Source organism: Sandaracinaceae bacterium, assembly GCA_016706685.1.
Taxonomy (GTDB): Bacteria; Myxococcota_A; Polyangia; order Polyangiales; family Houyiibacteriaceae; genus JADJJE01.
The window spans coordinates 159,052-180,661 of record JADJJE010000056.1; the positions used below are offsets into that span (position 1 = coordinate 159,052).

Sequence of the window (21,610 nt, forward strand, 5' to 3'; positions counted from 1 at the left end):
CGGCGCGCCCTGGCTCAGGGCGCCGAGGGCGGCGCCTCGAGCGCATCGGGCAGGCGCGCCACCAGCATGCGGAACGCGGCGGCGCGGTGGTTGATGGCGTGGCGTGCCATCGGCTGCATCTCGCCGTAGGTGAGGCGCTGACCCTGGGCCACGAACATGGGCTCGAAGCCGGCTCCGAGGTCGCCGCGCGGTGGCCACACCAGCACCCCGGGGACGCGCGCCTCCGACGTGACGTACTGACCGTCGGGTGCGGCCAGCGCGAGGGCACACACGAAGCTCGCCCCGCGCGCGGACGGCAGCGCGGCGCCGCGGTCGGCCAGCTCGAACTCCACCCGCTTCATGGCGCGCTTCCAGTCGCGCGGCTCGCCCGCCCAGCGCGCGGTGTAGATGCCCGGTGCACCGCCCAGCGCGTCCACGCACACCCCCGAGTCGTCGGCCAGGGCCACGCGGCCCGTCTGCGCCGCGGCCAAGCTCGCCTTGAGCAGCGCGTTACCGGTGAAGGTCTCCTCCGTCTCGTCCGGCTCGTGCAAGCCCAAGCTCGCGGCGCCAACGCCCGTGACGCCCAGCGGGGCCAGGAGCGTGAGCAGCTCGCCCACCTTGCCGGCGTTGTGCGTGGCCACCACCAGCGGCGTCTTGCGCAAGCGCGCGAGCGTGATGCCGGGGGCGGGCAGAGCGGGGGGTGGTGCGGTGGAGGTCATGCTCGCGCTGCACCATGCATCGAAGGTGGCAATCCCCGCAACCATCCCGCAGACTCGATGTTTCATGGCTGGAACCCCCCCCACTTCGCGTTCGCTCAGCGGATGGCACCGTCGGATCTCGCTCGCGTCTCTCGTCATCGTCGCGCTCGTGGGCCATGGCTGTGGCGGCGACGGCGGGCCCGACCCGCGCATCGAAGAGCTGGGCCGCTGCACGGACTTCAACCCGACCACCCGCAACGCGTACTTCGGCGACACCCACGTGCACACGGCGGCCTCGCTGGACGCCAACCTGCAGGGCACCCGGCTGCGCGCGTCCGATGCCTACCGCTTCGCGCGCGGTGAAGAGCTGGGCATCCAGCCGTACGACGCAGACGGTGTGGCCCTGCGCACCCTGCAGCTGGGGCGCCCGCTCGACTTCGTGGCGCTGTCCGACCACGCGGAGTTCCTGGGGACCATCTATGCGTGCGAGCACGAGTCCGACCCGGGCTACGACTCGGAGCTCTGTCAGCAGTTCCGCGCGGACCCCGAGAACACGTTCTTCTCGCTGAACCTGCGCCTGGCCATCGGCGCCAACTACCCCAGCATCTGCGGCATCGGTGGCGTGGACTGCGACGAAGCCACCGTGGCGCTGTGGGGTGAGATCCAAGAGGCGGCCGAGACGGCCTACGACCGCAGCGACGCGTGCACGTTCACGTCGTTCGTGGGCTACGAGTGGTCGGGCTCGCCCGGCACGGCCAACCTGCACCGCAACGTCATCTTCCGGAACCACGTGGTGCCGCGCCGGCCGGTCAGCTACTTCGACGAGCCCACGCCGCAGGGCCTGTGGGCCGGCCTGCGCAGCGGGTGCACGGACGCCGCGGGCGGCTGCGACGTGCTCACCATCCCGCACAACAGCAACCTGTCGAACGGCATCATGTTCGAAGAGGAGCAAGCGGACGGCACCCCCTTCGACGAGGCGTACGCGCGCGAGCGCGAGGCCATGGAGCCCCTCGCCGAGATCTTCCAGCACAAGGGCGCGAGCGAGTGCGACCGCACCGTGGACTCGGGCGACGAGCTCTGCGACTTCGAGTCGCTGCCGTACAGCAACCTGAGCAACCCGGTGTTGGGGATCACGTCGGACCCGCAGGAGCACGACTTCTTGCGATACGCTCTAGGGCGTGGTCTCCACTTCCAGGAGACCATCAACGCGAACCCCTATCACTACGGCTTCATCGGCAGCACCGACACGCACCTCGGCACGCCGGGCGCCACGTCGGAGACCAACTTCCCCGGCCACGGCGGGGCCGGCACCGGCGCGCGCGACCTGATCGCGGCGGTGCCCGACGTCATCGAGTTCAACGGCGGCGGCTTGGCCGTCATCTGGGCCGAGGAGAACTCGCGCGAGTCGCTCTTCCTCGCCATGCGGCGGCGCGAGGCCTACGCCACGTCTGGCCCGCGCATCCTGCTGCGCTTCTTCGGGGGCTGGGAGTACCCGGCCACGCTGTGCGAGGCCAACGGCGAGGCGTTCGCGACCGCGGGCTACGCAGACGGCGTCCCCATGGGCGGCACCCTGAGCGCAAGGCCCAGCGCGGGTGGCGCGCCCACGTTTGCCATCTCGGCGCTGCGCGACGCGGGCGATGCCCAAGACCCCGCCACGCCGCTCCAGCGCCTGCAGGTCATCAAGGGCTTCACCGACGACCTGGGCGTGCCCCAGACCGTGATCTACGAGGTGGCCGGCGACGCCACCAACGGCGCCAGCGTGGACGTCACCACCTGCGAGCAGTCCGGCACGGGCTTCGACTCGCTCTGCACCGTGTGGACCGACCCCGACTTCGATCCCGCGGTGCCCGCGTACTACTACGTGCGCGCGGTGGAGAACCCCAGCTGCCGCTGGTCGACGCGGGTGTGCAACGACGCGGGCGTGGACTGCGACGTCCCGGCCACCATCACCACGGGCTTCGAGACCTGCTGTCGCGACACCATCGCACCGGTCATTCAAGAGCGCGCGTGGAGCTCCCCCATCTGGTACCTGCCCGGCAGCTGAGCGTGACGTCGCCCGTCAACGGCCCCCCGCCAGCATCGCGTCGGCACGTGCGCGCGCTCGTGCGGTCGCCCCTGCTGCACTTCTTCGCGCTCGGGCTGCTGGCGCTCCTAGCCGAGCGGGCGCTGAGCCGGGCAGACGCGCCGCGCCCCGCGCTCACGGTGGTGGTGCCGAGCGGGCTCACGGACGAAGAGCGCGACGTGCGCGTGGACGCGGCCATCCTGGTGGAGGAGGCCATCGCGCTGGGCTGGCCTCGCACGGACCCGGTCATCCGCGCGCGGCTCATCGAGAACCTGCGCTTTGCGCGTGGGCAGCAGGGCACGCCGCCCTCGGCCAACGACCTGGGGCTGCTCGAGGAGGCGCTGCGCCTCGACATGCACCGCACCGACCTGATCGTGCGCCGCCGCATGGTCATGCGCGCGGAGCGCATGCTGGCCAGCGACGTGCGCAACGCGCCGGTGGACGACGCCACGCTGCTCGCGTTCCGGGACGCACACCCCGAGCGCTTCCGGGCGCCTGCGCGCTTTCGCTACAGCGACCTGTTCCTGGGCCGACAGCAGCGCGGAGAGGCGCTCGCCACGGAGGTGTCGGCCATGCAGCGCCGGCTCGCCGCGGGTGGGGTCACCCCGGCCCAGGCGGGGGCGCTCGGTGACCCCCTGCTCTACTCGCCGGGGGACCGCCTGGTGAGCGCCGACGAGGTGGCGCGTCGCTTGGGAGGCGCGCTCTCCCAACAGCTCACCGAGGCCCCGCTCGAGACGTGGGCGGGCCCCTTCGAGTCGTCGTTCGGGTACCACTTCGTGTGGGTGCACGAGCGCCGCGAGGCCGCCCTGCCTTCCCTCGACCACTCGCGCGCACGCGTGCTGGGCGCTTACCGCGACGCCCGCCAGGCCGAGGCGCTGCGCGCACGCATGGCCGAGCTGCGCGCGGGCTACGACATCCACGTCGAGGTCCGCGAGGGCGCGCCATGAGGCGTTGGCAGCGACACCGCCCGGCCCTCGCCGTGCTCGCGCTCACGCTCGCGCTGGTGTCGGTGGCCCCGCTGGCCCACGCCCACCCGCTGGCGCCGGCGGCGCTGCTGCTGCACGAGGTGGAGGGCGCGCCGCCGGGCACGCTGAGCATGACGTGGCGCACCTCGCGGCTGCGTCCACGCGGCGAGACGCTCGTGCCCGCGCTGCCCGAGCGCTGCGTCACGGTGCCCGACAGCGAGCGCGAAGAGCTGCAGGCCGACGTGCTGGTGGTCACCTCGCAGGTGCGCTGCGGCAACGGTCCGCTCGCCGGCCTCGGCGGGCAAGAGCTCACCATCGAGGGCCTCGCCCGCACCGAGACCAACGTCTTCGTGGAGCTCTTGCTGCTCGACGGTCGCCGGCTGAGCGCGCTGCTGCACGCGCGCTCGCCCTCGCTGCGCTTCACGGAGCAAGAAGCCACGCGCACGAACACCGCCGACGGCTTCGTGCGCCTGGGCGTGGGCCACCTCTTGAGCGGCGCGGACCACGTGCTGTTCGTGCTGGGCCTGGTGCTGCTGGTGGGTGGCCTGCGCCAGCTGGTCTGGCTGGTGAGCGCGTTCACGGTGGGCCACAGCGTGAGCCTCGCGCTCAGCGCCACGGGCGTGGTGCAGCTGCCCAGCGCGCCGGTCGAGCTGGTCATCGCGCTCAGCCTGCTGTGGCTGGCGCTGCGCGTGCTGCACCGCCGCGAGCGCCTCGCCGAGCCGCCCCCGCCCGTGCGCCGCGCCGCGCTGGTGTGCGCCGCCTTCGGCCTGTTGCACGGGCTCGGCTTCGCTTCGGCCTTCGCCGAGACGGGCGCCTCGGGAGACGCCCTTCCCCGCGCGCTGCTGGGCTTCAACGTGGGCGTGGAGCTCGGCCAGCTGGCTGTCGTGGTGCCCACCGCGCTGCTACTCGGGGTCCTGCGCAAGCGAGACCCCGAGCACCGCAGCGAGCCGCGCGTGATGCTGGCCGGCGCCTATGTCATCGGCAGCGCCAGCGCCTACTTCGTGCTCGAGCGCTCGCCCAGCGTGCTGGCCGAGCTGCTCGCTGCGGTGGGCTGAGCTCGCGTCAGAGCGCGATGCTGCCCGGCCCGCCATCCGGCGTCCCGAGGCCGCCCGTGGGCGACATCAGGCTGGGCGTGGGCAGCTCGTCGAAGACCGCGTCGAAGACCTCCGACATGTCCTCGGCGAAGATGAACTCGATGTCGTTGCGCGCGGCCTCCGGCACGTCTTCGAGGTCTGCCTCGTTGGCCTTCGGGAGCACGATGCGCGTCATGCCAGCGCGGTGTGCCGCCAGCACCTTCGACTTGATGCCGCCCACGGGCAGCACGCGCCCACGCAAGGTGGCCTCACCCGTCATGGCCGTGTCCGTGCGCACGGTGCGGCCCGTGAGCAGCGACGCGAGCGCGCTGAACATGGTGACGCCCGCCGAGGGGCCGTCCTTGGGCACGGCGCCCGCCGGCACGTGGATGTGCAGGTCGTGGGTCTCGAGAAACGTGGGGTTCACGCCGTAGCGCTCCGCGTTGGCCCGCAGGTAGGCCAGCGCCGCGCGCGCCGACTCGTTCATGACCTCACCGAGCTGCCCGGTGATCTCCACTTTGCCCTTGCCGGGCATGGAGGTGGTCTCGACGTAGAGCAGGTCGCCGCCGACCGGCGTCCACGCCAGGCCTGCCGCCACGCCGGGCACGCCCAGCCGCTCGGCCTTCTCGCGGTGCATCTTCTTGCGGCCCAGGATCTCCACCAGGTCTTCCGGCCCGATGGCCCGCGCCGCGATGCTGCGCTCGTCGCCTTCGTCCGCATCACTGGTGGCGCCACGGGCCACTTCCAGCGCCACCGAGCGGCACAGCTTGGCGATGCCCTGCGTGAGCTGACGCACGCCGGCTTCCCGCGTGTAGCCCTCGATCATCTGCCGCAGGGTCTCGTCGTCGAGGGTGATGCAGTCGTCCTCGAGCCCGTGGCGCTCCAGCTGCTTGGGCAGCAGGTGCTTGCGCGCGATCTCCACCTTCTCGTCGGTGGTGTAGCCGCTCAGCTCGATGATCTCGAGGCGGTCCAGCATGGGCGGGGACAGCTTCGAGAGGTCGTTCGCCGTGGCGATGAAGAGCACCTCGCTCAGGTCGTACTCCAGCTCCAGGTAGTGGTCCGTGAAGCTGACGTTCTGCTCGGGGTCCAGCACCTCCAAGAGCGCGGCCTCGGGGTCGCCCTGGAAGCCACGGCCCATCTTGTCCACCTCGTCCAGGAGGATGACGGGGTTCTTCACGCCCGCCTTGCGGATGGCGCTGATGATGCGGCCCGGCAGGGCGCCCACGTAGGTGCGGCGATGCCCGCGCACCTCGGCCTCGTCACGCACACCGCCGAGAGCCACGCGCTCGAGGGGGCGGCCGGTGGCGTCGGCCACGGACTGCGCGAGCGACGTCTTGCCCACGCCGGGCGGGCCCGCGAGGCACAGGATGGTGCCGCGCGCCTCGGGCGCCAGCTTGAGCACGGCCATGTGCTCGAGGATGCGCTTCTTGACCTCGTCGAGGCCGAAGTGGTCGGCCTCCAGCACGGCCGACACGTCGTCGATGCTGGGGTGTGTGTCCACACGCTCGGTCCAGGGCACGTCGGCGATCAGCTCGAGGTAACGCCGGATCACCGACGCCTCGGCCTGCTGCGCGGGCAGCGAGGAGAGCCGGCTCAGCTCGCGGTCCACCACGCGCTGAACGTGCGGCGGAAAGACCTTGGCCTCCAGCTTGTTGCGCAGCTGCTCCAGCTCGTCGTCGTCGCCCTCACCCAGCTCCTTCTGGATGGCCTTCAGCTGCTGACGCAGCATAGCCTCCTTCTGGCTCTCGTGGATGCTCTTGCGCACCTCGCCGTCGATCTTGGAGCGCAGCTCCGCGCCGGCGCGGACCTTCTGGACCAGGCTGGCCACCAGACGCAGGCGCGTGGCCACGTCCAGCGTGTGCAGGATCTCCGCGCGCTCGTCGTCGCCGACCTCGAGCCACGCACCCGCCAGGTCCGCCACGCGGCCCGGGTCGTTGGTGCTGGTGAGCGACTGATGCAGCGCCTTGTCCTTGGGGACCAGCTCGATCAGCAGGTTGCGCAGGCTCTCGGCCAAGTGCGGCACCTCGGGGTCGTCGATGCCGAAGTCACTGACCAGGCGCACCTCGGCCTCGTGATACGGCGACGTGGAGACCACGCGCTCGAAGCGCACGCGCTCGAGGCCCTCCACCACCATGAGCATGCCGCGCTTGCCGCGGTCCGAGATCTTGCGGACCTGAGCGCGCACACCGATGGGGCGCAGGTCCGAGATGCCGGGGACGGAGACCGAACGATCATGCTGTGCGCCGAGCACCAGCAGGTCGCCCTCTTCGAGGGCACGAGCCAACGCGACCGAGCGTTCACGCCCGACCGGAAACGTACTGATGCGACCGGGCAGGGGGACGCCAAGGCGCAGCGGGAGGAGAGGGAGGATCTCGGTGGGGCGCGGATCGGACATAGGGTGGAACCTAAGAACGGTATCCGCCGCGTCAACGGTCAGGGACGTTCAGCGCGAACGGGCAAGAGCGCCACCGCGAGCGCGAGCCCTGCGGCAAGCGCGAAAGCGCCGCCATACGCCGCTGGCACCCCATCGCCGCCGAGCGCCTCGAGGGCTCCCAGCAGGAGGGCCATGCCGCCTGCGTTGGCCAGCGCCGTGGTGAGCCCGAGCGCCGCCGATGAGGCCCCGAGATCCCGCGCTGCGCTGTCCGACGTCACCGCAGCCGCCGTGGCCGTGGATGCCAGGGCCAGCCCTGCGCCCTGGGCCACCAGCGCCAGCGCGAGCCACAGATAAGGCATCTCCGGCGTGAACCAGGCGTGATAGGCGCAGCCCGCAGCCACGAGCGCCGCGCCCACCTGCGTGGGCAGCGACACACCCGAGCGGCGAATGAGCAGGCCCGCGAGCGGTCCCACGATGCCCATGGCGATGGGCCGCGGCAACAGCGCAGCCGCCACCACACCGGGCGACCAGCCGGCGATGCGCGTCAGGAGCACGGGAGTGATCAGGAAGCTCCCCATGTAGACGGCCTGGACCACCGAGCGTGACAACAAAGCACGGCGCGTGAGCTGGCGCTCGAAGATGGGAGGCGGCAGCACGGGCTCCTCGGCGCGCTTTTCGATGCGCCAGAACCAGGCCAGCGTGACCACGGCCACGCCCAGGGCCAGCAGCGCCTCGAGCGACAGGAAGCCCCACTGCGGCGCGCGCACCATCCACAGCAGCGCGGCCAGCACACCCAGCGCACCCACGGCGGCGCCCTTGTAGTCGAAGGCGCGCGCGTCCTCGGTGGACGGCACGTCCGTGGGCAGCACGCTCACGGCCATGACCAGCGCCACCACGGCGATGGGCAGCTGCGCGAAGAACAGCACGCGCCACGTGGCGTACTCGATGGCGAAGCCGCCCAGCACGATGCCCAGCGTGGGTGAGAAGGCCATGGTGCTGGTCCAGTAGCCGAGCGGCACCGACTGCTCCTCGCGCGACCAGGCCGACGACGCGATGGCGAGCCCGCTGGGCATGACCAGCGCGGTGCCGGTGCCCGTGACCACGCGCGCCACGATGAGCCACGGCAAGCTGGGCGCGAGCCCCGAGGCGAGCATGCCGAAGGTGGCCACGCCCACGCCGAGGAACCAGGTCTTCTTGCGGCCCCAGCGGTCGGCGATGCGGCCCGCAGCCGGTGTCACCACGGCGCTCACCACCATGGGCGCCAGCGTCACCCAGGCCACGTCGCCGATGCTCACCCCGAGGTCCACTGCGATGGGCGCCAGCGCGATGGTCAGGATGGTGAGCGTCAGGTTGGTGCTGAACGCGGCCAGCAACACCACCGCCAGCACGGCGCGGCGCGACCACTCGGGCCGTGCGGGGAGCGCCAAGCCAGCGAGCGACTCGTCATGCACGCGCCAAGCGTGGCCGCGCTTCGGGGTGTCGTCCACCCGCCCGCTACGCGAGAGAGAGCGGCTCCGGGACGGCCCCGTAGATGGCGAACACGCTGGCCTCCGGGAAGCGCTCCACCACCGTGATCGGGGTGCGCGCGGCCTCGTGACCCATGTCGCGCGTGCCCATCAGCACCAGCAGGTCGCTGGTGCTCGTGAGGTCCGCCAGCGCTTGGTTCAGGGACGCCCAGCTCTCCAGCAGCTTGTGCGACAGCTTGGCGCTGGGCTTGGCCGCTTCCAGCACGCTCGCGATGGCGTCCCAGGTGACCTGCTCGGCCAGCACCTCCACGGGTGCTCCCAGCTGGTTGGCCAGGCGCTTCACGGTCGCCGCGGCGGCCTCCAGCTCCTCGGCGGAGACGCCGCCCGTGGGGATGGCGAAGGTCACCTTCTGGTTGGTGCCGAGCGGGTGCCGGTTGCGCATGAGGACCAACGTGCTGGTCACGCCCGCCACCAGCACGTCCAGCTCGGTGCCCAGCACGCTGTCGGGGTTGTCCGACGCGGCAAAGTCCCAGTCCAACAGCAGGTGCGAGCTCTGCACGGCCTTGTTGGAGCGCACCAGCGCCTCACCCACCGTGTGGTCCACCGAGGTGGCGGTCTTGGCCGGGACGTCGGCCGCCGAGCACAGCGTGACCGCGTCGTGCAACATGTTCTCGCCGCGGGCCACCGTGTCGGTGAGCGACTCGTCGTCGCATGCCGCGTGCACCAGGTGGAGCGGTTCGCGGTGGGTACCGTCGCGCAGCATGAGCCCCACCTCGATGACCGACTGCGCGTTGAGCAGGCCCTGGAGGCCCACCAGGATGCGTTGCTTCGGGCCCACCTGCGCCTGCGCCTCGAGCGCCGCTTCGCGCGCGGCCACGGCAGGCCCGTAGCGCTGAGTCACCCAGGGGCCCAGCGTGCAGGTCACCAGGATCATCACGATGGTGGCGTTGACCACGGCGCTGTCGAAGAGCTGGAGCTCGAAGCCGATCATCACCGCCGCGAGCGTGGCCGCCGCCTGCGGCACGCTCAGGCCGAAGACGACGCGTGCCTCGGCCTTGTCGAAGCGCAAGAACAGGCGCGTGGACTCCGCCGCGACGAACTTGGTGACCACCACCATGCCGGTCATGAAGCCGATGAGCACCCAGGTGTGGGCGCCAGAGAAGAGCACGCGCGCGTCCAGCAGCATGCCCACCGACAGCAGGAAGAACGGCACGAAGATGGCCTCCCCCGTGAACTGGATGCGGTTCATGAGCGCGCCGTTGTGGGGGATGAGCCGGTTGAGCGCGAGCCCCGCGAAGAAGGCGCCCACGATGGGCTCCACCCCCGCCGAGTGGGCCAGCGCCGCGCACACGAAGACCGACGCGAGCACGAACGAGAACTGCGCCACGCCGTCCTCGCCCATGCGGCGGAACAGGAAGCGGCCCAGGATGGGCAGCCCGACGAAGATGACCAGCACATAGACCAAGAGGGAGATGCCGAGGCGCACCCAGAAGGCCTCGTTCACCTCGCCCGTGGACGTGCCGGCCACCACGGCTAGCACCATCAGCGCGGCCACGTCCGTGATCATGGTGCCGCCCACCGCGGTGGTGACCGCCCGGTTCTTGGTGATGCCCAAGCGGCTGGCCACGGGATACGACAGCAGCGTGTGCGAGGCGAAGATGCTGGCCATCAGGGCCGCAGCGGGCCAGTCGTACTGCAGCAGGTAGTGCGCGGCAGGCGTGCCCAGGCCCTGCGGCAGGCCGAACGTGAGCACGCCGAACACCAGCGCGTGCAGCCCGAACTTCTTGAACACGCTGAGGTCCACCTCGAGAGCGGCCGTGAACATGATGAAGATCAGGCCCACGTTGCCGAAGAGCACGAACGACTCGTCACGCTCGAGGACGTGGAAGGCGTTGGGCCCGAGCGCGGCGCCAGCCAGCAGCAGCCCCACCAGCCCCGGCATGCGGATCTTCTCCATCAAGAAGGGGACGACCAGCATGAGGCAGGACACGACCGCGAAGATCACGATCGGGTCGGTGAGCGGGAGCGGGATCTGGAAGGGCAACATCTGGGCGCAGCCTATCAGCTGCGATCGAAGAGGCCCGTACTTCGCACGCGGGCTGCCCTGCAGCGCATCTCTACCCGAAGAGGCGCTGCTGTGCGCGCTGCGTGTAGCTCAGCAGGTTTTGGTGGCTCTGCGCGGCGGTCTTCAGCGGGCTCTCGAGTGGCGCATCGAGAATGGAGCTCATCCACGCATACACGGTCGCATCGGCGCTGGTGGGCGTGTCGCCCATGAAGAAGGGCTTGTCGCCCAGGAAGCGCGCGAGCGAGAGCAGGTCGGCCGCGCCCAGCTCGTAGATCTCGCTGCGCGTGTGCCGCCCGAGCCCGTGCCCCTGCATGGCAGCGAACGCGCCTTTCCGGATCTGCTTGGTGATGAGCGGGCGCACCAGGGCTGGGATCTCGGCGAAGTACGCATCGCGGATCGCGGGCCAGTTGGCCTCCTCCATCCAGCGCGAATAGAAGAGGATCCAGTACAGGTGCTCCTCGCACAGCTTCACGAACGCGTCGGCGGTGGCGCGCTCCGCGTCCGAGAGGCCCGCGTCGAAGTCGAAGCGCAGCGTGTCCTCGAGGTAGCGGCGGATGAAGGTGGAGTCCGCGATGAGCTTGCCGCGGTGACGCAGGACCGGGAGCTTGCCCTTGGGCGCCTTGCGCGGGTCCGCGAACACCTCGGTGACGTACGGCTGCCCCGTGAGGGCCAGGAGCGCGTCACCCTTCATGCAGAAGGGGCTGGCGTTGCGCAGCCCGAGGCAGGGCGCGTATTGAAGGAGCGTGAGGGTCTCGTGGGCGATGCTGGTCATGTCGGCAGGTATACTGACAGACTCCTGACAGCTGCTGTCAGCACGCACCCGCGATGCTGCGGAGCGAGTCACCCCCATGCGAGCCCAACGCCTCAACGAGATCATCCGGCACCTGCGCCGCGCCCGCGCGCCCCTCACGGCGGACGCGCTCGCGCTGCGCTTCGAGGTGACGCCGCGCACCATCTACCGCGACGTGGCGTCGCTCATCGCCACGGGCGTGCCCATCCGCGGCGAGGCCGGCATCGGCTACGTGCTGGGCGAAGGCTATGACCTGCCGCCGCTCATGTTCGACGCGCGAGAGCTGGAGGCCCTGATGTTGGGCGCGCGCATGGTGGCCGCCCGCGCCGACGAAGCCACCGCGCGCGACGCCGAAGCCGCCATCGCCAAGATCGTGGAGGTGCTGCCCAAGGAGCGCCGCGCGCTGCTGCTGGATGCGCCGCTGTTCGCGCCCAGCTTCCGCCCCAAGGTGGAAGACCGCGTGGACCTCGTGCCCCTGCGCGACGCTCTGCGCGAGCAGCGCAAGATCACGCTGCGCTACCGCGACGTGAACGGCAGCGAGACCGAGCGCACCGTCTGGCCCGTGTCGCTCGGCTACTTCGACGGGAGCCGCGGCCTGGTGGCCTGGTGCGAGCTGCGCAGTGACTTCCGCCTGTTCCGCACGGACCGCATGGAGGCGCTCACGGTGCTGGTGGACCCGCTGCCCAAGCCGCGCCGCGCGCTGCTGCAGGCGTTCCGCGAGCAGGAGGCGCTGCGCGAGGCGGAGTACGAGCGGGAGCGGGGCGGCAAGTGCCCGTGAGTCGGGCTCCTCGCGGTTCTGCCTAGGGCCTCGGGCACCACGCGAAATCGAGGAAGGAGCACCTGCCGTTGAGCTCACCACAGGGCCGCGTCGGCGGAAGCTCTCGCTCGGGGCCGTCCAGGTTCGGGCACGCGTTGGCGCATGTAGCCCCCGGAGCGCCGCCCCAGACCTGCCTGCACTCGTAGGAACAGGTGCAGCTCCAAGCGACGATGGCGCACTCCATAGCCGGTGGCGAGGTCTCGGACGGCTCGTGCTGAGGCTCGGAGACTTCGGGGGCCACCTCGGGCGACTGCGACGTGGCGGTCAGCTGCTGCGTAGCGCAGCCCGCGAGCACACCCAGCAGCGTGAAGATCGCAATCGGGTGTCGCGTGCTGGCGCGCGTCTTCATCGCTTGGTTGTAACACGATGCCGTCGCACACTCGCGGGGATGCAAGCCGCACCCGCGCCGCCCGCCAAGAAGAGCAACGCCGTGCTGTTCGTCCTCGTGGGGGCCGGGTGCCTCGTCGGTCTCCCGTGCGTGGTCTGCATGATCGGGCTGGCCATCAACGCGATTTCTCCGGTGGACCCGGCCATGATGGCCGCAGGGCGCGCGGACATCGTGGCCTACAACGGCCGGGTCACCGCGCTGGTGGCCGCGCTGCCTGACCCCTCGGGGCCAGCGGTTCCGTGCGCCCCCGAGGTGATCCTGGCGGGCCACACCCAGCAAGACAGCAGCGGCCGCAAGTACATCCCGTCCCTGCGCTTCGAGAGCCTGCAGCGCTGGGCCAGCGCCACGCCAGCGCCCGAAGACGATGGCTTCGCCTGGCTCGACTCCATCGAGCGCGTGGACCCTGTGGCGCTATCGGACCACGAGGTGGGCAACGCGCGCTTCCGCGTGAACGGCTGGGCGCAGCAGCGCTTCTTGGCCGTCTTCCGCGCGGGCATCGCACGCGCGCCCAAGGTCATCGACGGCGACTTCGAGAGCGGGCTGTTCATCGGCCGGATGCTGATCGTGGACACGATGACCGCGCAGACGGTGTGCCACGCCCCGGTGGCCGCGCAGAGCAGCGAGAGCGTGGCGGTGGGCGGGCTGCTGAACCCCGACGATGCCGACGACGCCGTGCGCGCCGACCTGCGCGACCAGCTACAGGTCGCGGCGACGGACGCGCTGCGCAGCATCTCGGCGGACCTGTTCCTGGGGACATCGCCGACCATCGGGCGTTGACGCGCCAGCACGCGTGAGGGGCCGCCAGCACCGAGAGAACGTCGTGCTGGAAGTTGTGCCTGGGCGCCCTCCCGTCGCGTCAGTACCCGGTTGGGTGATGTCCGTCCGTGTCGACGAAGGGCGCGCCGTTGGCCCAGCTGAGCGGATCGAGCATCAAGTAGCGCGTTGGTGGGTTGGACCCGAACGGCGCTGCCGCCGCGTAGAGGAGGTAGCTCGCCCGTGCCCCGAGGAATTCCGCGCCGCCGGCGCCGCCGGCGCCGAACACGTCCAGGTCTGCGGTGCGCACCACTTGCAGGATGCCGCGGTCTCCGCTCTCCACCATGCGCCAGCCGCCACTGTCCGCGTCGACGCAGAGCGGCCCGCACGCGCTGAGCGCATGACCCGTCGCATAGGACTGGTCGTTCCAGTGCCCGCCCGAGAAGATCAGATGATGACGATCTGCAGCGGGGTCGTAGTACAGCGCGGGGTTCTCGCGCACGTTGTCCTCCCACGTCCCAGTCCCACCATAGCCGTTCATGATGGTGACTTGTGAGCCCGTGATGGCGTGCCAGTCGGCGCTCACCTCGGCGGCGGCGATGAGGGAACCGATGCCGGGGCCGTAGTGCTTCCAGAACACGTAGTGCTTCCCGTCGTGATCACGGAACAGGAAGGGGTCGATGTACATCTGCATCGCCGCTCCGGTGATGGCATCGCCCTCGTAGCTCCAGGGTCCGGTGAGCTCCTCGGCGGTGAAGACGCCGAGCGAACGTGCGTTCGTTCCTCCGGCCGTCCCGGTGGACGCCTCGGAGGGGATGGACACCCACATGACGTACGAGTCGCTCGCGCCGTCGTAGGTGACGCTGGGCGCCCACCACCAGTTGATGGCCTGGGCTTGCGCGCCCACTCCGGTGAGGGAGAACGTGGTCGAGGGACGCACGTCCTCGAAGGTGACCCAGTCCGTGGTGTGCCAGATGCGCAGCATGCCCGTGCAGAACACGTAGAAGTCCTCGCCCTCGTTGCGGACGGAGACCACCGTGGGATCCGCGCACGCCATCGGCTGGCCGGCGTTCAGCAACAGCGCGCTCTCGATCTCGTCGGGAAACGGCTCGTCCACCGCTGCGTCGCTCGGAGTTCCGCCATCGGCGCTGGCGTCACCCATCGCCATCGCGTCCACGCTTCCGTCTCCCAGGGTGGCATCGCGCGGCACCCCGCCGTCCGACGGGGCTGAGGCGGAGCCTCCACACCCGACCGTGCCGAGCCCGAGCACCAGCCAGCAGACGCAGCGTTGAAGCCCTCGAACTCCAGCCATCACGTTTCCCGACATCTGCCTTTCATACCACAGGCCGAGTTCGGGCTGAAGTGTCGAACGGGGCTATCATGAACGATCATGCGCACGCTGTGCGGATGTAAAACCACAGTATTACCGCAGCAAACTCAATGAACGATAACACTTGATCTTGTACTTAGTACGTGGGCACAGTCCGGCGAAGACTTCGGGAGGTGGAGTGCCATGGGCACACAGGCAGGAGGGCAGAGCGGCCCGCGGGATACCCCGAGAAGGTCTTCTCCTCGTTCGAAGACGCCGAAGCGTGGCTCGACTCCCGGCGAAAGGCGCCACGTGGACGCCAAGCTGCGCGCCTTCGACCTCGAAGGCGATACGATGCGCTCACACGCCTGGTCACACCCCCCAGAAAGGCGGCACATGCAGTTCCCCCTCCGCACCCTCTCTGTCTCGTTGTTCGGTCTCTCGCTCTCGCTCGCACCGGGCTGCTCCTGCGGTGGCTCCACCTCGCTGCCGGCCGCGGACTGCGAGTACCCCGCCTACCTGCCCGTCGAGGTGCGCGAGGCCCTCGAGAGCGGGGACGCGCTCGGCGTTTCGACGAGCGACGCGCTGCTCACCGCCACGCGGCTGTACCTGGACCAGGAGCGCGTGGCCCGCGACGGCGATCTCGTCGCGCTGTTCAACCTGATGCCCGATGGCACCCCGCGCACCGACGGCAGTAGCCTCACGTCCATCGACTGGGACCCACGCCATGACGCGGCCCTCCTGAGCGCCACGGTGGGCGCGAACGTGGTGGCCATCGAGACCAACGACGTGTCGGACCCCGCGGAGCCGGTGGAGACCCGGGGCCTCGCCGTGATCGGCGAGCTGGGCGCGGCCCGCTACGTGGTCCTGGGCACCAACCCGCTGCGCGTGCGCGACGACCGCGGCAACTCGAGCGTGGTCAACGCCCAGATGACGCAGTTCATGGTGAACGCGCTGCGCTGGCTGCGCCGCGAGCCGGAGGCCCCGCCCGTGCAGGTGACCCTCGCGCACATCGACGAGGACTACTGGTTCGACGACGAGGCGGCGACCCGCGAGTTCCTCACCGCCCAGTTCGGCGCCGGCACCACGCTCACCGAGGCGGACGCGTGCGATGGCGCGGCAGCCCTCGGTGCGTGCCTCGACGCGGGCGCCGAGCTGCTGGTGATCTCGCAGGACTACGACGAGGCGAGCGGGGACGTGGACGTGGATGCCGTGGTGGCGCGCGTGCGGGTGGCGCTCGAGGCGGGCACGCCGGTGCTGTTCTTCCCGCGCGACGGTGAGCCCAACGCCCTCGGCCAGGCGCTGCTGGACCTGCTCTCGGTGGGCTACGTGGCCGACAACTACTGGTACGCGCTGCGCGCCACGGCCTTCGACCCGAGCACGCTCATCGACCGGCCGCTGAGCGGCGACAACGCGGCCATCGACACGGCGCTCGAGCATCTGCTGACGGGTGAGTACTCGTTCACGCTGCCTGGCATCGCCGAGGACCCGGACGAGAACGCGGGCTACACCACGGAGTTCGCCGAGGGCGCCGAGGCCACGCAGGCGGCGCTGAACACACTGGACCAGCGCGGCGTGGCGCTGTTCGAGACGTGCGGCAACACGCTCGAGAAGCTGCTGGTGTTGCTGGGGGACCGGCTGCGCCAGGACACCACGTACCCCATGACCACCGCGAGCACCCCCGCGCAGACCTTCCTGCGGGCCTACTTTGCCGACCACGCCGTGTTCAACACGCGCGCCGTGGGCCCCGCACAGCCGGACCGCGGCAGCTTCGACAACCTGGACGCAGCCAGCGTCACGCCGGTGAGCGAGACGGTGGAGCTGCTCTCGCGCCCGGACTTCCGCTCGGCGGGGGTGTACCTCTTGCCCGGCCGGACGGCGCGCATCACGCGGCTGGACGACTCGGCCGCCACCGTGAGCGTGTTCGTGAACACCCAACGCCCGGGCAGCACGCCGCTGTGGGAAGACGACCGCTGGGGCGGCTACGACCGGCCGCGCTTCTTGCGCAGCGAGAGCGTGCCGCTGGTGGCGGGCGAGACCGTGACGTTCACCAACCCGTACGGCGGCCCGCTGCAGCTGGCGTTCGAGGAGAGCGGCGTGAGCGTGCGCGTGCGCTTCGAGGGCGTGGGCCGGCACCCGCACTGGCGCAGCCCGGCCGACAACGAGCGCTTCGCGGCCGCCGTCGCCGCGGGTGTGTACAACTGGGTGGAGGTGGCCACGCCCGGCTTCGAGCTGCACTCGCGCGCCGACTACTTCGCCGAGACCATGAGCGACCCGCGCTGGTCCACGCCGGCCGCGCTCTCCGCCGCCATCGAGCAGTACACCTTCAACGAGGTGCACGTGATGGCCGGCTTCGCGGGCGAGGGCATCACCGAGCACCCCGAGGTGCACGGCTGGGCCAGCGACCAGGGCTTCAGCGTGCCGCTGCTGGACCTGGTGAAGCACGGCACCATGGACCAGGCCACGTGCGGCGCGGGCTGCTCGGGCAACCCGTATGACGCGAGCTGGGCGTTCAGCCCCATCGCCCACGGCGACCTGCACGAGCTCGGGCACAGCATCCAACGCGAGCGCTTCCAGCTCACGCACGACGCGCTGCAGTACCCCAACCACGCGGCCACCAACTGGACGCCCTTCTATGGCGCATCGCGCTACTACGACGACCACGGCGCCGTGGATGCATGGGAGGTGGAACACGACGCCGTGTTTGCGGAGCTCCAAGCCGCGTACGTGGCAGGCGAGCGCGCCGGTGACTTCTCGACGCACATGAACACGTACCTCGCCGGCATCCTGGCGGGCGGCGGCGACAGCGGCATCATCGAGTCGTACGCGATGTTCTTGCAGGCCATGGCGGCCGCGCGCCGCGCCGACGTGCTGACGGACGGCTACCTGGTGGTGCCCCGCATCCACATCTACGAGCGCGCCTATCTGGCGGCCCTCGAGGACGACACCACCTGGGCCGCCGCGCGCGATGGCCTGGGCCTAGGGATGTACGCCCGCGCCGACGCCGAGGCGCTCACCGACAACGACTTCATGGTCATCGCCTTCTCGCAGGTGACGGGGCTCGACTACCGCGACTTCTTCGCCATGTGGGGCATCGCCATCTCGGCGGCGGCCGACGCACAAATCGGGGCGTACGCGTTCCCGGCGGTGGAGCGCGCCTTCTTCGCCATGGGCCCGGCCGACCACGTGCAGGGGGCGCTCTCCACGCGCAACGCCATGTTCACGCGCATCGTGATCGATGGCAGCACCGCGTGGCCGCTACCGTGAACACGCGGTGGTAGACTGCGGGTGCATGCACTGCCGCTTCTGCCGCTCCCCCATGGCCTACATCCACGGTCACGCCGCATGCATCACCAGCGGGTGCCCCATGTACGGGGTGAACCAAGCGGAGTGCTGCGACGGCGAGACGTTCGCCACCTCGCCGGTCCCCACCTCCGACGTCGCGGCAGTGCCGAAGACCGCGCAGCCCCGGCGCACGGACGAGCGCTGAGTCGTGACCGGTGACGCAGACACCCGCTTCGAGTGGAAGCAGCCCTACACGCAGCCTCCGGGGCTGCTGGTGCTGCAAGCAAGCGGGGTGACGCTCACGCGCGGCGATGACGTGCAGCGTGTGTGCGCGGCCGAATTCGCCGCCGGCGCGCTGAACGACGAGGTGCTGGCCGCGTTCGACTTCCGCACGCTGGTGGAGGCACTCGCCCTCGCGCTGCCGGCCTCGGTGGCGCTGCTCGAGCGCGGTGTTCCCGCCGCGAACGTGGGCCGCCCGAGAGTGCCACGCGTCTTCGGTGGCGGGCGCGGAGCGGCGTGGGTGGTGTTCATCCTCGGCCGCCGCGTGAGTGGGCGGGCCCTCGACCAGCCGTTCGACATCAGCTTCGAGGAGCTGCTCCAGCTTGGCCTTCCAGCAGCCGCCTCGGCCTGCCTCGGCGAGGAGCAGGTGGCCACCATCACGCGCGCCGTGCAGCAGCTCACGCCGCTCCCGTGCATGTGCGACACGGGCTGCGAGACACAGGACCAGCACGGCCGCACCACCAGCCTGATTCGCCGTGACCACCCACACGCCAACGTGGAGTTCCACGTCACGGTGGCGCAGTGCGACGTGTGCGGGAGCCTCTGGAGCTTCCAAGTGACCGGCGACTCGCACTACAGCTACCAGTGCGACGCACGCCGCATCGTCAGCGCCGAGCGCTAGTCATCCGTAGTTGGTCCGTCGCTGACCCACAGCGCTTGATGTCCCGCGAGGTTGAGGCGCGCGTGCTCGGACATTGCCGGACCGTAGGAGGTCTCGAAGAGATCCCGGCGGCCCTCGAGGTCGAGCACCCGCATCCGCATCGCGAGCCATACGTCGAAGCCGGGGGCCGCGAGGCTGAGTGTGGGCTCGTCGGCGATCGATAGTTCCAGCACCGGGTATTCGCCAAGAGAGTCGGGCGTGCCCACGTACAGGGCCCAAGTGGCGTCGGATCCGGTGGTCAGCGGGTAGAGGACGCCTGGCAGGAGTCTGCCGAGGCTGTGCTCGAACAGCTCTCCGAAGGGCGGCGCGACGACCTCGGCGAGCGGCTTCGACATCAGCACGGGAGGGTCCGCAGCGGAGATGAGCTCGCGGAAGAAGCTCGCCTCGAACCCCAGCCAACGCATCAGGCTGGGAGGCGGCCGCCGATCGTCCGCGACGCGCAGGTTGGCGAGATACTCCACCGGAAGGGGACTGGGCGTCGGCGACGTGACGCCGTGGAGCGGGATACGCCCGGACCGAATCTCCTCGATGACGTGATCCACCAGGGAGGTCCCCCGCAGTCCGCGAGGCGCGAGGCGAGGTCGCTCTCCACCTTGTGCTCCGGTCGTCCGCATTCGTCGTCCTTCCTCCCATGTTCGTATGGGTAGGTTCCTTGGCAATCCTCGGACCCTGTGTGCGGGTTCCGTCACGGAATCTCCTTCTGGCGGTGGATTCCATGACGGAAGCACCGCCGACGGTCCGACCCACGGTATGCGTCGCGTCCATCTCGCATCGTTCCCGCGCACGTCGTGGCGCTGTCCCCTCATCTTCGCGCTGCTCTCTGGGCTCTACGGTTGCGGCGCAGCGGCTTCCCCGCCGCCGTCCGCCAACGGTTCTGAGGCGGGGTCCGCGCGCTTGCCCCTGCGGGTCGCTGTGTCGGCGTCTGGGTTCGGCGCTCGGTTGACGGAGGAGCTGCCGCCCGAGGTGGTCGAGCTCGCGCGTCAAGAGCGGCCCCGTACGATCACGCCCGAGTTCGTTGCCATGGCCGGTGAGGCTGCGGGTCCCCGCGTGTTCTGGGTTGGCTACGTCGTCGGGCCCTTCATCGAGCTCCGCGCGCGTGCCGAGGAGGAAGGGCGGCTCGAGGCCTTCGAAGACGAGCTGGACAGCCGCAGGGCTGCCTGCGAAGAGGCCGCCGACGTCCTCGACTGCGAGTACTGCACTTCTGATTGCTGGCAGTCCGTTCCGGGCGGGATGGCGGATGTGACCCGCAGCCTGATCGTGGTGCGGGTCTCGTGGCCTCCCGAACGCCAACCCGTGCTCGATGGCGAGCAGCTTCTTTGGACGGGGACGCTGACCGACACGCCGTTCGCCACGGTGCACGCGGTGGAGGACATCGATCGGGACGGACGACCCGAGCTCACGATCGACGTCGAGACCCGAACGGACTGGCCTGCCGGAGATGGGGGCTCCACCGAGCGCATGCGGCACTACGTCGACGGCGACACGTTGGCGGTTCAGTTGTCCTTGCTGGAGAGTTACGAAGAGGACGGGCACGGCGGCGGCTTCGTCCAGCGCACCGAGGTGACGCGGCACGACGCCAACCAAGACGGCGTGGATGACTTTCACGTGCACTTCGTGCGTGAGGTCTTCTTGCGGGACTGCGAGAGCGGCCCGGATGAGGAGGACGACAGCGAGGCCGAGGGCGAGGGCGAGGACGGCGAACCCGAGGCTTCGACGGCCCCAGAGTGTGAGCCCCTCGACCAGCACTTCGATGCGCTCTATTGGTCGGCTGGCGACGAATGGCGGCTGCCGCGTGGGCAGCGCTGGCCGTGGGAGTGAAGCCCGGGTAGCGGCGCTGGCCTCGGTGACGCCGATTGCGGAGGAACACGCGCCGTCGCGCCTCCACTCGCGGGCTAGGTGGGGTCGGTCAGCGACTGAGCGAGCGAACGGCGCGTTCGTGCGGCCCGCGAGCTCTTGCGCTCATCCTCAGTCGCAGACCGGCTCGGGCCCGCAGCGTCCATCGAAGGTTCCAGGCGACAATTCACAAAAGAGGCTCTCGCACTGACCGTCTCCCTGGCACGAGTCCCCGTCCGGGTGCGCCCCGTCTGCGCACCACCCGTCGACGCATCGCAATCCGTCCACACAATCGTCGTGTCGCTCGCAGCCAACGCCGTCCTCGCCGTCCATCGCTCCTGCTGCACAGACGCCTAACGCGCAGCGCAGGCCGGCCGACGCGTCACAGACGACGTACTCGCCTACGCGCGCCGCGTTCGGGTCGCCACAGGGTTCCCCGGGTGTCGTCTCGACGCGGTAGGGCACGCACCGGTTCTCCGTCGCTTCGATGGTCGGTAACCGACAGAGGGTCCCCGGTTCGCAGGAGTCGTGGCCCTCATCGCACGCTTCGCCAGCGCGCTCCCAGGCAACGCACAGGCCATCGAGACAATAGAGACCTTGGCCGCAGATGGGGTCGGTGCACGGGTCTCCGGGACCCGCGTCTCCGAGGTCCGCGGTCGGCCCTGTGCCAGCGAGGCAGAAGTCGTTCTCGCAATGGAGAGGCTCGTCGAGGGTGGTGTGGCACTCGCCCAGCAAGCATGGGTTCCCGAGCGTCCCCAACGAAGAGCACCCGCCACAGAAGTTGGCTCCTCGGCCGCACAGACCACTCCGACA

17 protein-coding genes are annotated in these 21,610 nt (G+C 70.3%); 9 read left to right on the top strand and 8 right to left on the bottom strand.

The window, feature by feature from the left end; all coding sequences use genetic code 11:
• Window positions 1-14: 14 nt before the first annotated feature.
• Window positions 15-656, bottom strand: a complete 642-nt coding sequence (locus tag IPI43_33335; GenBank protein ID MBK7778945.1) for a non-canonical purine NTP pyrophosphatase — start codon at window positions 654-656, stop codon at window positions 15-17.
• Window positions 657-762: 106 nt separating this feature from the next.
• Here IPI43_33335 and IPI43_33340 point away from each other — a divergent pair, with 106 nt between their 5' ends.
• From IPI43_33340 to IPI43_33350, 3 genes are read left to right on the top strand one after another with little or no spacing between them, the layout of a single operon-like run.
• Window positions 763-2,721 carry a DUF3604 domain-containing protein gene (locus IPI43_33340; protein ID MBK7778946.1) on the top strand — a complete coding sequence of 653 codons (1,959 nt, stop codon included), beginning with the start codon at window positions 763-765 and terminating at the stop codon, window positions 2,719-2,721.
• A gap of 47 nt (window positions 2,722-2,768) precedes the next feature.
• Window positions 2,769-3,686 carry a peptidyl-prolyl cis-trans isomerase gene (locus tag IPI43_33345; protein ID MBK7778947.1) on the top strand — a complete coding sequence of 306 codons (918 nt, stop codon included), beginning with the start codon at window positions 2,769-2,771 and terminating at the stop codon, window positions 3,684-3,686.
• Window positions 3,683-4,759 (top strand): HupE/UreJ family protein, encoded by a 1,077-nt coding sequence (locus IPI43_33350; protein ID MBK7778948.1) that lies wholly within the window; start codon window positions 3,683-3,685, stop codon window positions 4,757-4,759. The genes IPI43_33345 and IPI43_33350 overlap by 4 nt, the downstream gene beginning before the upstream one ends.
• A 7-nt stretch (window positions 4,760-4,766) precedes the next feature.
• Here the strand turns inward: IPI43_33350 and lon are convergent, their stop codons facing one another.
• The 4 genes from lon to IPI43_33370 form a co-directional block, all read right to left on the bottom strand.
• On the bottom strand, window positions 4,767-7,172 hold the full coding sequence (gene lon / locus IPI43_33355) for an endopeptidase La (GenBank protein ID MBK7778949.1): 2,406 nt from the start codon (window positions 7,170-7,172) through the stop codon (window positions 4,767-4,769).
• Window positions 7,173-7,210: 38 nt separating this feature from the next.
• Window positions 7,211-8,602: an MFS transporter gene (locus IPI43_33360; protein MBK7778950.1), complete on the bottom strand. Its 1,392-nt coding sequence runs from the start codon at window positions 8,600-8,602 to the stop codon at window positions 7,211-7,213.
• 43 nt (window positions 8,603-8,645) lie between these two features.
• Window positions 8,646-10,664, bottom strand: a complete 2,019-nt coding sequence (locus IPI43_33365) for a cation:proton antiporter (GenBank protein ID MBK7778951.1) — start codon at window positions 10,662-10,664, stop codon at window positions 8,646-8,648.
• 70 nt (window positions 10,665-10,734) lie between these two features.
• The gene (locus IPI43_33370) at window positions 10,735-11,454 is read right to left on the bottom strand and encodes a glutathione S-transferase family protein (protein ID MBK7778952.1); all 720 of its coding nucleotides are present in this window, start codon (window positions 11,452-11,454) and stop codon (window positions 10,735-10,737) included.
• 76 nt (window positions 11,455-11,530) lie between these two features.
• Between IPI43_33370 and IPI43_33375 the strand changes: the two genes are divergently transcribed.
• On the top strand, window positions 11,531-12,250 hold the full coding sequence (locus tag IPI43_33375; GenBank protein ID MBK7778953.1) for a YafY family transcriptional regulator: 720 nt from the start codon (window positions 11,531-11,533) through the stop codon (window positions 12,248-12,250).
• A 22-nt stretch (window positions 12,251-12,272) separates the two neighbouring features.
• Here the strand turns inward: IPI43_33375 and IPI43_33380 are convergent, their stop codons facing one another.
• The gene (locus IPI43_33380; GenBank protein MBK7778954.1) at window positions 12,273-12,638 is read right to left on the bottom strand and encodes a hypothetical protein; all 366 of its coding nucleotides are present in this window, start codon (window positions 12,636-12,638) and stop codon (window positions 12,273-12,275) included.
• A gap of 39 nt (window positions 12,639-12,677) precedes the next feature.
• Here IPI43_33380 and IPI43_33385 point away from each other — a divergent pair, with 39 nt between their 5' ends.
• Window positions 12,678-13,454 (top strand): hypothetical protein, encoded by a 777-nt coding sequence (locus IPI43_33385; GenBank protein ID MBK7778955.1) that lies wholly within the window; start codon window positions 12,678-12,680, stop codon window positions 13,452-13,454.
• A 79-nt stretch (window positions 13,455-13,533) separates the two neighbouring features.
• Here IPI43_33385 and IPI43_33390 read toward each other — a convergent pair whose 3' ends face one another.
• Window positions 13,534-14,598 carry a family 43 glycosylhydrolase gene (locus IPI43_33390; GenBank protein MBK7778956.1) on the bottom strand — a complete coding sequence of 355 codons (1,065 nt, stop codon included), beginning with the start codon at window positions 14,596-14,598 and terminating at the stop codon, window positions 13,534-13,536.
• 537 nt (window positions 14,599-15,135) lie between these two features.
• Here IPI43_33390 and IPI43_33395 point away from each other — a divergent pair.
• From IPI43_33395 to IPI43_33405, 3 genes are read left to right on the top strand one after another with little or no spacing between them, the layout of a single operon-like run.
• Window positions 15,136-18,006 carry a hypothetical protein gene (locus IPI43_33395; GenBank protein ID MBK7778957.1) on the top strand — a complete coding sequence of 957 codons (2,871 nt, stop codon included), beginning with the start codon at window positions 15,136-15,138 and terminating at the stop codon, window positions 18,004-18,006.
• A 25-nt stretch (window positions 18,007-18,031) separates the two neighbouring features.
• A complete protein-coding gene (locus IPI43_33400; GenBank protein MBK7778958.1) occupies window positions 18,032-18,229 on the top strand; it encodes a hypothetical protein in 198 nt (65 codons plus the stop codon).
• Between the two features lie 3 nt (window positions 18,230-18,232).
• Window positions 18,233-18,925 (top strand): hypothetical protein, encoded by a 693-nt coding sequence (locus tag IPI43_33405; GenBank protein ID MBK7778959.1) that lies wholly within the window; start codon window positions 18,233-18,235, stop codon window positions 18,923-18,925.
• Here IPI43_33405 and IPI43_33410 read toward each other — a convergent pair.
• On the bottom strand, window positions 18,922-19,506 hold the full coding sequence (locus IPI43_33410) for a hypothetical protein (GenBank protein ID MBK7778960.1): 585 nt from the start codon (window positions 19,504-19,506) through the stop codon (window positions 18,922-18,924). The genes IPI43_33405 and IPI43_33410 overlap by 4 nt on opposite strands.
• Before the next feature lie 397 nt (window positions 19,507-19,903).
• On the opposite strand from IPI43_33410, the gene IPI43_33415 reads away from it, so the two are divergent.
• On the top strand, window positions 19,904-20,782 hold the full coding sequence (locus IPI43_33415) for a hypothetical protein (protein MBK7778961.1): 879 nt from the start codon (window positions 19,904-19,906) through the stop codon (window positions 20,780-20,782).
• Window positions 20,783-21,610 lie beyond the last annotated feature (828 nt).